The sequence below is a fragment of the Hyphomonadaceae bacterium BL14 genome, from assembly GCA_027627705.1.
Taxonomy (GTDB): Bacteria; Pseudomonadota; Alphaproteobacteria; order Caulobacterales; family Maricaulaceae; genus Oceanicaulis.
Genome location: CP091242.1, coordinates 462,759 through 472,980 on the forward strand (window position 1 = coordinate 462,759; position 10,222 = coordinate 472,980).

At 66.8% G+C, this 10,222-nt stretch carries 7 protein-coding genes; 4 read left to right on the forward strand and 3 right to left on the reverse strand.

Going from position 1 to position 10,222, the window contains the following annotated elements:
- Positions 1 to 41: 41 nt before the first annotated feature.
- Positions 42 to 2,711, reverse strand: coding sequence for an Rne/Rng family ribonuclease (locus L2D00_02115; protein WBQ13494.1), 2,670 nt, complete (start codon positions 2,709 to 2,711; stop codon positions 42 to 44).
- Positions 2,712 to 3,220: 509 nt separating this feature from the next.
- Here L2D00_02115 and L2D00_02120 point away from each other — a divergent pair.
- From L2D00_02120 to prfB, 4 genes are all read left to right on the forward strand, one after another.
- Positions 3,221 to 4,453 (forward strand): N-acetylmuramoyl-L-alanine amidase, encoded by a 1,233-nt coding sequence (locus tag L2D00_02120; GenBank protein WBQ13495.1) that lies wholly within the window; start codon positions 3,221 to 3,223, stop codon positions 4,451 to 4,453.
- 103 nt (positions 4,454 to 4,556) lie between these two features.
- On the forward strand, positions 4,557 to 7,073 hold the full coding sequence (locus L2D00_02125; protein ID WBQ13496.1) for a penicillin-binding protein 1A: 2,517 nt from the start codon (positions 4,557 to 4,559) through the stop codon (positions 7,071 to 7,073).
- Entirely contained in the window at positions 7,051 to 7,206 is a 156-nt protein-coding gene (locus L2D00_02130; protein WBQ14519.1) for a hypothetical protein, read from the forward strand. The genes L2D00_02125 and L2D00_02130 overlap by 23 nt, the downstream gene beginning before the upstream one ends.
- Positions 7,135 to 8,254, forward strand: a protein-coding gene (gene prfB, locus L2D00_02135) for a peptide chain release factor 2 (protein ID WBQ13497.1) whose coding sequence is annotated in 2 segments (ribosomal slippage) — positions 7,135 to 7,203 and positions 7,205 to 8,254 — 1,119 coding nt in all. Because the reading frame shifts where the segments join, the coding sequence is not laid out codon by codon here. Before L2D00_02130 ends, prfB begins: the two co-directional genes overlap by 72 nt.
- A 66-nt stretch (positions 8,255 to 8,320) precedes the next feature.
- Here prfB and L2D00_02140 read toward each other — a convergent pair.
- A complete protein-coding gene (locus tag L2D00_02140) occupies positions 8,321 to 8,821 on the reverse strand; it encodes a polymer-forming cytoskeletal protein (protein ID WBQ13498.1) in 501 nt (166 codons plus the stop codon).
- 73 nt (positions 8,822 to 8,894) lie between these two features.
- Complete coding sequence (locus L2D00_02145) at positions 8,895 to 10,136, reverse strand: peptidoglycan DD-metalloendopeptidase family protein (protein ID WBQ13499.1); 1,242 nt, start codon at positions 10,134 to 10,136, stop codon at positions 8,895 to 8,897.
- Between the last annotated feature and the right edge of the window lie 86 nt (positions 10,137 to 10,222).

Consider the following 10,222-nt stretch of genomic DNA (forward strand, 5'->3'; position numbering starts at 1 on the left):
GAGGCGGCGCGCCTAGTCCGGGCGCGCCGCTCTCACAAATGTTATTTCAGTCCCAGCAGCTTGCTGGAACGTGACCACCAGCCGGTCTTGCGCGGCTCGTCGGTTTTCGGCTCCGGCGCGGGCTCGGCTTTCGCCTCCGGCTCGGCCTTGGGCTTGGGGGCCGGCCTGGCTTTGGGCTCGGCTTTGGGCTCTGCCTTGGCGTCTGCCGCCTTGGGTTTGGCCGGAGCCTTGCGCCGCGTGCGGGCGGGCTTGGCTTCCGGTGCCGGGGTAGCGGCTTCGGAGGCAGAGTCTGCCGCAGCCGGTTCCACAGGGGCAGCTTCGGCGGCCGGCGCCTCAGCGGGCTTGCGCCGCGTGCGCTTGCGCGGTGCCTTGGCCGGGGCGGCTTCAGCGTCCGCGGCTTCGGGCTCTGCCGGGGCAGCGGCGCTTACGGCATCAGCATCCTTTGCGGCTTCAGCGGCGGCCGGCGCCTTGCGGCGGCGGCGCTTGGGCTTGGCGGCCTCGGCGGTGTCATCCAGACCCTCCGGCGCAGGGGCGCTGGCGTCTGCCGTTTGGGCCGGCGCTTCGGGTTCGGCGTCGCCGGCGGAGGCGGCGTTGCGCTCGTCGGTGTCAGAGCCGGGCCGGCGGCGCCGGCGGGCCGGCCGCGTGCGCCGCGGGGGCGCTTCGCCTGAGCCGAAATCATCGCCGCCCGTAGGCTCCACCACCACCAGCACATCGGCACCGTCGGTCGTGGCGTCCCGATCATCGCGATCACGCGAAAAGGCTTCGCCGCCCTGGTCGCTCTCAGGCCCGCCCTCATCGCGGCGTTTGCGATTGCGCCCGCCACGGCGGCCGCGTCTGCGGCGCTTCTTGGAGGCCTCGTCGCCATCGGCGGCCGCGTCTGCGGCAGCCGGGCGCGGAGCCGGGGCTGCTGCGGCCGCTGTTCTGGCCGGCCGCTCCCGGGGCGCGTCCTCAGCGTCGGCGTCGTCATCGGTTTCGGCTTCTTCCGCCTCTGCGGCGGCTTCGGCCGCTGCATCCAGCGCGGCTTCGGCGGCAGCGTCCACCTGGCTGACCGGGGCCGGGCGCGCCGAGACGGGCCGGGCACCTTCAACGGCCGCTTCCAGACGCTCCAGCGAGCAGGCCGGACGCATCAGGGCGTCGTCGGCCTTGATGGTGACGCGCATGGCGTAGCGCTGTTCAATGGTGTGCAAATGGTCGCGCTTTTCATTGAGCAAATAGAGCGCCACTTCGGTCGGGCAGCTCAGGCGGACATGGGCAGAGCGGCCGCGCACGCCTTCTTCTTCCAGCGTGCGCATCACCACCAGCGCGCTCGATTCCACCGAGCGGATATAACCGGTGCCTTCGCAATGCGGGCAGATATCGGTGGAGCCTTCCACCAGCGAGGTGCGCCGGCGCTGGCGCGACATTTCCATCAGGCCGAACTGGGAGATGCGCCCGATCTGCAGGCGCGCCCGGTCGCGGGCCAGCGCGTCCTTCATCTTCTTCTCGACGGCGCGGACGTTTTTGTTCTCGTCCATGTCGATGAAGTCGATGACGATCAGACCGGCCAGGTCGCGCAGGCGCATCTGGCGTGCGGCCTCTTCGGCGGCCTCCAGATTGGTGCGGTGGGCGGTCTGCTCGATCCCGCGTTCCTTGGTCGACTTGCCCGAGTTCACGTCGATGGCAACCAGCGCCTCGGTCGGGTTGATGACGATATAGCCGCCTGACTTGAGCTGCGCGGTGGGCGAATGGATCGCTTCGAGCTGGCTTTCCACCTGGTGGCGCAGGAAAAGCGGTGCATCGTCGTTATAATGCTGCACCTTCTTGGCGTGGCTGGGCATGAGCATGCGCATGAAGGCCTTGGCCTCCTTGTACGCTTCCTCGCCCTCGACCAGGACCTCGTCGATATCCTTGTCATACATGTCGCGGATGGTGCGCTTGACCAGATTGCCTTCCTCGTAAATCAGGGAAGGGGCCATGGATTTCAGCGTCGTCTCGCGAATGTTTTCCCACAGACGGATCAGGTATTCGTAGTCGCGCTTGATCTCTGTCTTGGTGCGCGAGGCACCGGCCGTGCGGATGATCAGCCCCATGCCCTGGGGCACGGACAGTTCCGACACCGCTGATTTCAGGCGCTTGCGGTCAGGCGCATTGGTGATCTTGCGCGAAATGCCGCCACCGCGCGCAGTGTTGGGCATCAGCACGCAATAGCGCCCGGCCAGGCTGAGATAGGTGGTCAGCGCTGCGCCCTTGTTGCCGCGCTCTTCCTTGGCGACCTGGACCAGCAGCACCTGGCGGCGCTTGATGACTTCCTGGATCTTGTACTTGCGCAGGAGGTTGCGGCGCCGGCGCGAGGCCTCGTCCAGCAGGTCATCCTCATCCTGAGACGCCTCGGAATCCTCGTCACCATTGGCGGAGGCGGCGGCCTCGTCAGCCATCTGGGCACTGACTTCGGCTTCCTGGGCGCGCAGGGCTTCGCGATCCGCGTGCGGGATCTGGTAATAGTCCGGGTGGATTTCGTTGAAGGCGAGGAAGCCGTGCTTGTTGCCGCCATACTCGACGAAAGCGGCCTGGAGCGAGGGCTCCACACGGGTCACCTTGGCGAGATAGATATTGCCCCTGATGGGCTTTCTGGAGGCAGACTCGAAGTCGAATTCTTCAACGCGGTTGTTTTCCACGACCACGACCCGGGTTTCTTCCGGGTGGGCCGCGTCGATCAGCATCTTGCGGGACATTAAAGCGATCTCCAGGCCGCACGACAGCGTCGCCGGCCCGGGTCAAACCGGGCAGCGGGGTGTGGCGGCGTTCGTTGGAGCGCGAAGCGGGGCGAGGGCCTGATGATGTCAAAGCGGTCGCGTACGCAGCGCGCATGGGGTTGGTCCTCGGGGCGCATCCGCTATGGCCTGGGCCGGGGCGGCGCGCCCGTTCTCTGGTGTTTCCGGCGCCGGCGTGTCGGGCAAGGGCCCGTGCGCGCGTCGTCCTGAACATGTTTCATGTGCGCCGGGCCATTATGGCCTGAAGCGCGTCGTTGCCGGGCGTGCGGACCGAGTCACCGGAACCGGCACAAGCCGACGCGTGGCACATTGCACCATTCTTCAGGCGATGAAAAGCAAGCTTGTCCATGTTAGGAGATGCTCAACAGTCCGCTAACCGAATCGAAAGGCGGGCGCCCTTAACGTGGGGTACGAGACGTCTGCCCGCAAAACGCGGCAAGTCAGGCGCACGGGATGATGAGGGTGCAAGGGTGACGCGATTTTTCGCAGCGGTCCTGGCGTTCGCCGCCGCCCTGCTGGCGCTGGAAAGCGCACAGGCAGGGGAAATCACCGCCATTCGATTCGGTGAGCATGACAGCTATACCCGCGTGGTGGTGGAAACCCGCACGCCGGTGCGTGTGCGCGCCCATACCCTGGCTGAACCCGGCGCGCGCCTGGTGCTGTCGTTTGAATCCGCGTCCTGGCGCGTCGCCAATCTGCCCGACGGTGCCGGTCTGGGAACGGGTCTGGTGGGCATGTTCCGGTTTGATGAGGCGGCCAGCCATCCAAGACTGGTCTTCTCGCTGTCGGGCCCGGCCAATATCCGCCAGCAGATGACGCTGGACCCGGCCGGTGGCGGCTACCGCACGGTCATCGATCTGGAGCCGGTCAGCGCGGCGGCCTTTGCCAGCGTGTCCGGTTTCCCGCAAGCCGCCGCCACGATCACGGAACTGGTGGCGCGCGAAGCGGGTGTCGGCTTCACGCCGCAGGCCTGCGAACGCATCCGGGTGGTGGTCGATCCCGGTCATGGCGGGCGCGATCCCGGCGCGCTGGCGCGCTTTGGCGGCTTGCACGAGTCCGGTGTGGTGCTCGCCGCGGGTCTGGTTCTGCGCGATATCCTGAACGAGACCGGGCGCTATGAGGTCATCATGACCCGCGACCGCGATGTGTTCGTGACCCTGGAGGACCGGGTGCGGATCGCGCGCGAGGCACGCGCCGATCTGTTCATCTCGATCCACGCCGACTCGGCGGGCGACAATAACGGGCCGCAGGGCGCAACGGTTTACTCGATGAATGCGCGCGCCGAGAGCCGGGCGCGCAACCGCGCCATCACCGACGGGAACTGGGTGGATGTGAGCCGGCCCGAAGAGGTGTCGCGTATCCTTGTGGAGATGTCGATCACCAACAAGCGCAGCCAGTCGGAACTGTTTGCCGAGGCGTTGCGGACCGAGGTCGGCCGCACGGCACCGCTATGGCGCTCCACCCCCATGGAAGCCAATTACGCGGTGCTCACCGACGCCGAGACCCCGTCGGTGCTGTTTGAAATGGGCTTCCTGACCAATCGTGAGGATTCGCGCCGCATGAATGATGCACGCGAGCGCCGGCGCCTGATGCAGGCGGCGGCCGCGGCGATCGACACCCATTTTGCCGGCTGCAACGGCACCGGGCGGACTTACTGGGCGGCCAATACCGCCGCGCCCGCGTCCACCGTCACGGCGCGTTGACCACTTCACACTGTTGGCTTGTGCGCGGCTTGCGCCATAATGGTGCCCGTTTCGGGGGGCATAGCACGGGCAACTTGCGGGCTGTCTGGCGGGTGAGGGTCATATGAGACTGTTGAGCTTTGGCAATGCGCTTCGGGCCCTGGTCTGGGGCGGCGTGGCGGTATGCGTGCTGGGCGTTATCGGCCTGGTCGCCTCAGCGGTCTATGTGGTGCGCGTCACCGCCGACCTTCCCGACTATGAGCAGCTGGCCGAGTACGAGCCGGCCATCATGAGCCGGGTTCATGCCGGCGATGGCCTGCTGATCGCCGAGTATGCGCGCGAACACCGTGTGTTCGTGCCAATCGAGAATATTCCCCCCGAGGTGATCAGCGCCTTTCTCTCGGCCGAAGACCGCAGCTTCTACCAGCATGGCGGGCTGGATTTCACCGGCATCGTGCGCGCGGCTATCGCCAATATCGGCAATTATCTGGGCGGGCGCCGGCTGGAAGGCGCGTCAACCATCACCCAGCAGGTGGCCAAGAACTTCCTTTTGACGTCCGAGCAGGTGCTCGGCCGCAAGGTGCGCGAAATGGTGCTGGCGCGGCGCATGGAGCGCGCGTTCACCAAGGACCAGATCCTCGAGCTCTATCTCAATGAAATCTATCTGGGCAATCGCGCCTATGGCGTGGCGGCGGCGGCGCTGAACTATTTCGACAAGTCGCTGGACGAGCTGGAACTGCACGAGATCGCCTATCTGGCCACCCTGCCCAAAGGCCCCAATAATTATCACCCCGAGCGGCGCACCGAAGCGGCGGTCGGCCGGCGTAACTGGGTGCTCTCGCGCATGGCCGCCAATGGCTATATCACCGGGGCGAGCGCGGAAGCGGCGGCCCGTCTGCCGCTGGAGGCGACCACGCGCCTGGCCGGCGAGACCTATCTGGCAGCGGAGTATTTCGTTGAGCAGGTGCGCCGCGACGTGTTCAACCGGTATGGTGATGCGCAGATCTATGAGGGCGGATTGTCCATCCGCACCACGCTGGATACCCGCATGCAGCTGGCCGCGCGCCGGGCGCTGCGCGACGGGCTGGAAACCTATGACTGCCGGCACGGGTTCCGGGGGCCGCTGACCCAGTTTGAAGAGTTTGACGATTGGCCGGCGCGCCTGGCGGGCGTGCGCCCGCCCGCCGATATCGACGCCGAATGGTCCATCGCGCTGGTGCTGGAAGTCAATGAGCGCGAGGCGCTGATCGGGTTCGCCGACCGTACGCGCGGGCGCATCCCGCTCTACGCGCTGAGCTGGGCGCGCACGCCATCGCGTGATCGCGAAACCGGCATGCCGCGCCTGGGGCCGGCCATCTCGCGCGCCGATGCGGCGCTGACCATGGGCGACGTGGTGCTGGTCGAACGTCTGACCGCCGAGGACGCGCCCGGAGAGACCGTGGCCGAGGATCATTACGGTCTGCGCCAGATCCCCGAAGTCAATGGCGGCATTCTGGCCATGGATCCGTTCACGGGCCGGGTGCTGGCCATGGTGGGCGGGTATTCCTTTGCCCAGAGCCAGTTCAACCGCGCCGTACAGGCGCGCCGCCAGCCAGGATCGGCCTTCAAGCCCTTCGTCTACGCGGCTGCGCTGGAGAACGGATATACCCCGGTCTCGATCATCCTGGATGCGCCCTTTGTGGCGTCGGGCGACGCGGAGATGCGCTTTTACCGCCCGACCAATTATTCCGACGTGTTCTACGGCCCCTCCACGCTGCGGCGCGGACTGGAGCTGTCGCGTAACGTGATGACCGTGCGTCTGGCCCAGGACATGGGCATGAGCCCGGTGACCGATTTGTCGCGCCGCTTCGGCATCTATGATGATTTGCAGCCCACCCTGGCCATGTCGCTGGGTGCCGGTGAAACGACGCTGATGGATCTGGTTGGTGCCTACGGCGCGCTGGTCAATGGCGGACGGCTGGTGGAGCCGTCCATTCTCGACCGCGTGCAGGACCGCACCGGACGGACGATCTGGGTCGCGGATGAACGCGACTGCCCCGGCTGCGACGCGGATGCGTGGGACCGCTCCCTCAGCGAGCCTCAGCTGGCACCGCTCGGCGAGGACGCCGTTGATCCGGTCGTCGCCTATCAGGTCGTCAGTATGCTGGAAGGGGCCGTGGCGCGCGGCACCGGCACTGCGCTGCGTGCGCTGGGCCGTCCCCTGGCTGGCAAGACCGGCACCACCAACGAGTTTCGCGACGCCTGGTTCGTCGGCTTCAGCCCGGATCTGATTGTCGGGGTCTATGTCGGCTTCGACACGCCCGTGCCGCTGGGGCAGGGCGAGGCGGGCGGCGTGCTGGCAGCACCGATCGCGCGTGACTTCCTGCGCCCGGCGCTGGAGGGCTATGCCGTTTCCAACTTCCGCCTGCCCGATGGCGTCAGCCTGGCACCGGTCAATCGGGATACGGGCGAACCGTCAGCCCTGGGCCGGCCCGGCGTCATCCTGGAGGCCTTCCGTCCCGGCACCGAGCCGCGCCGCGGCGCCAGCTCGGCCGAAGAGGCGCTGAGCTTCGGCTTTGGCGCGCTCGGCGGGACTGCGGCCGACCGGCGCGCGCCCGATGACGAGGACGATGAAGAGGATGAGCTGGGCGGGTTGTATTGACGGCGCCCAGCCGGTATCCCGCCCATCCATTGCGTCCATCGCCGATCAGGAACCCCTCGCCATGCGCGCTGAAATCGCCGAACTGAAACTGGCCATCGAACAGTCCACCCTCCTGCTGCGGAGGCGTCTTTGACTGGGATACTGCCAGTAAACGCCTCGACGAACTGAACGCCCGCGCCGAAGACCCCTCGCTCTGGGACAAGCCTGAACAGGCCCAGACGCTGATGCGTGAGCGCAACCGGCTGGACGCCGCGATCCGCGAGGTCCGCGAGATCGAGTCCGAGCTGTCGGACAATATCGAAGTGGCCGAGATGGCCGAGGCCGAAGGCGAAGAAGAGCTGTACGAAGAGGCGCTCTCGGCGCTGCGTCAGCTGTCCAGGCGGGCGGGCAAGGCCGAGCTGCAGGCCTTGCTGTCGGGCGAGGCCGACGCCAATGACTGCTATGTGGAAATCCACCCGGGCGCGGGCGGCACCGAGGCCCAGGACTGGGCCGAGATGATGTCGCGCATGTACACGCGCTGGGCGGAGAAATCGGGCTACAAGGTCGAGGTGATTGATTATCAGGCGGGCGACGAGGCGGGGCTGAAATCGGTCACACTGCTGGTCAAGGGCGAGAATGCCTATGGCTGGCTGAAGACCGAGGCCGGCGTGCACCGGCTGGTGCGCATTTCGCCCTATGACAGCTCGGGCCGGCGCCATACCAGCTTTGCCAGTGTCTGGTCCTATCCGCTGGTGGATGACACCATCAATATCGAGATCCTCGACAAGGATGTGCGCACGGACACCTACCGGGCATCAGGCTCGGGCGGCCAGCACATCAACAAGACCGACTCGGCCGTGCGCCTGACCCATATTCCCACCGGCATCGCCGTGGCGTGCCAGTCGGAGCGCTCCCAGCACAAGAACCGGGCCAAGGCCTGGGACATGCTGCGCGCACGCCTGTATGAGCAGGAATTGCAGAAGCGGGAGGCGGCCGCGCAGGCCGAGGCCGATTCCAAGAGCGATATCGGCTGGGGCCACCAGATCCGCTCCTATGTCCTGCAGCCCTATCAGATGGTCAAGGATCTGCGCACGCAGGTGGAAACGTCCGATACCCAGGGCGTTCTGGACGGTGATCTCGATCCGTTCATGGCGGCGGCGCTGGCCGCGCGTGTCGGCGTGGAAGACGCGCCGGACACCTGACGCAAAAAAACCGGGCGCGTGTGGCACGCGCCCGGTCTTGCCTCATCTCACGATGATATCGGGTGTTCAGAGCTTCGGCGCTGTTGCACCGGACGAGGGCGGCGGCGCGGCCGGTGTGGCCGGCTTGCCGAACGCGGATGTCTGGGGCTGGGACGGCCCATCGGACTTCGGTGCCGCGGATGCGCCAGCCGGCGAGGCGGTCTCGTTGCGGGCCGGTGCCGAACGGGCCGTGCCCTTGTCGGTCATCGGATCGGTGGAGCGGCGGCAATGGCCGTCGAAGAACGCGCCGCTTTCAATGGACAGCGTGGCATGGATCACATCGCCCTCGACGCGGGCGGTGGAGGCCAGCTGCACCTGGCGGGCGCGGACAGAGCCCTGAACGCGGCCGCGGATCACCACGGTCTCGGCAACCACTTCGCCCTTCACATTGGCTTCCTCGCCAATGGTCAGCGAGCCGGCGCGCACATCGCCCTCGACCGTGCCGTCCAGCTGGACTTCGCCCTCGGACATAATCGAGCCGTGCACGACCAGATCGGCGCTCAGAATGGAGGGGGCTTTGCTTTTCATGGAGGACGACCTCTTGGACGGGGCCGGCGGCTGGAAGCCGGCGTCTGGGGCTGCGGCTGGTGGAGAGTCTTTTTTAGTGAACATAGCGTCCCGCTCTGATGAAATCTTCAGGGTCCACGTGCGCGCCACGGAACCAAATCTCGTAGTGGAGATGGGTCGCCGTCGAGCGGCCCGTCGAGCCCATTCCCCCCAAGCGTTGTCTGGCCTCGACGTCGTCCCCTCGGCGAACATCGATCGAGTGCAGGTGCGCAAAGCGGGTTCGGAACCCGAACCCGTGATCGACCTCCACGGTGCGACCATAGCCTGCCCGCCATCCTGCGTAAACGACCCGGCCCGGGGCCGGCGACACAATCGGCGCCCCGCGATAGGCGGCGAAATCCGTGCCGGCGTGGAAGGCCGGGCGGCGCGAGAACGGGTCAATACGGTTGCCATAGGGGGAGGTGCGCCGGTGCGGCCCGTCTATGGGCAAAGCCAGCGGCGTCGACGTGAGCAATTGCTCCACCTGTTCAGCCTCGACCAGGCGTGCGGTGATGCGCGCGATACGGGCATTGAACGGGTCATTGAGATCCAGCCCGCCGGAAAAGACCGGTGCCTGGTCAATCGGGATAAAAGGGCCGCCTGTACCACCTTCGCCGTCCAGGGGACCGGCGCTGACCGCCTGATCCACGCGCATGCCGGTCAGGCGCAGGACCGCGCGAAGCTTCTCCAGTCTTTGCTCGGCACCTTCTTCGACCAGCGCCAGCGCCGCTTCCTGATCGGCCAGCAGGGCAGCGACCCGCTGTTCAGCCGGGTCGGCGTCGGGGTCCATGGCCAGCGCGTTGGGCGCAACCAGCGGCTCACGCGGCACCTCATCGCCCTCGGTGGCGGCCATCAGGATGCGGCCATCGTCCAGGCTCGGGCTTTCGCGTTCGCGCGTGACGGACAGGTCTTCGGCGAAATCGAGCAGGCGGCGCAGCGTGTTGGAGCGGTTCTGAAGCTCCCCGGCCGTGCGGTCAAAGGCGCTGGTGCGCGATTCCACATAGGCGATGGCGGCGGCCTCGGCGGCGCGGGCCTCGTCCAGCTGTTGCTGGTGGCGCTCGGCCAGAAGGCGGAACTCCTGGTCGACGCGGCCTTCGGCACGCGCGCTCAGCACCATGTTGACCGAGGTGATGGCCAGCCATACCGCCAGCAGGCAGACGCCGGTGATGGCCGCCATTTGCATTTCGGTGGTGATCGCAAAATACCGCACCTGACCTTCGGTGCGGTGATAGATCTGCCGGTCGGGGAAGCGCTGCTTGATATGCTCCCACGGCCCGGCCAGAAGACGTTTCACCATCTGCTCGCCTCGCCTTGCCTTAGCATTCCTGGTCGGCACCCTCCCACAGGCCAGCCACATGAAGCACATTCATGTGACCGTTTTCG

Coding starts and splice junctions, on each gene's coding strand:
- L2D00_02140 (WBQ13498.1), bottom strand. CDS start 8,821: ATGAAAAGCAAAGCCCCCTCCATTCTGAGCGCCGATCTGGTCGTGCAC.
- L2D00_02125 (WBQ13496.1), top strand. CDS start 4,557: ATGAGACTGTTGAGCTTTGGCAATGCGCTTCGGGCCCTGGTCTGGGGC.
- L2D00_02115 (WBQ13494.1), bottom strand. CDS start 2,711: ATGTCCCGCAAGATGCTGATCGACGCGGCCCACCCGGAAGAAACCCGG.
- L2D00_02130 (WBQ14519.1), top strand. CDS start 7,051: ATGAGCTGGGCGGGTTGTATTGACGGCGCCCAGCCGGTATCCCGCCCA.
- L2D00_02145 (WBQ13499.1), bottom strand. CDS start 10,136: ATGGTGAAACGTCTTCTGGCCGGGCCGTGGGAGCATATCAAGCAGCGC.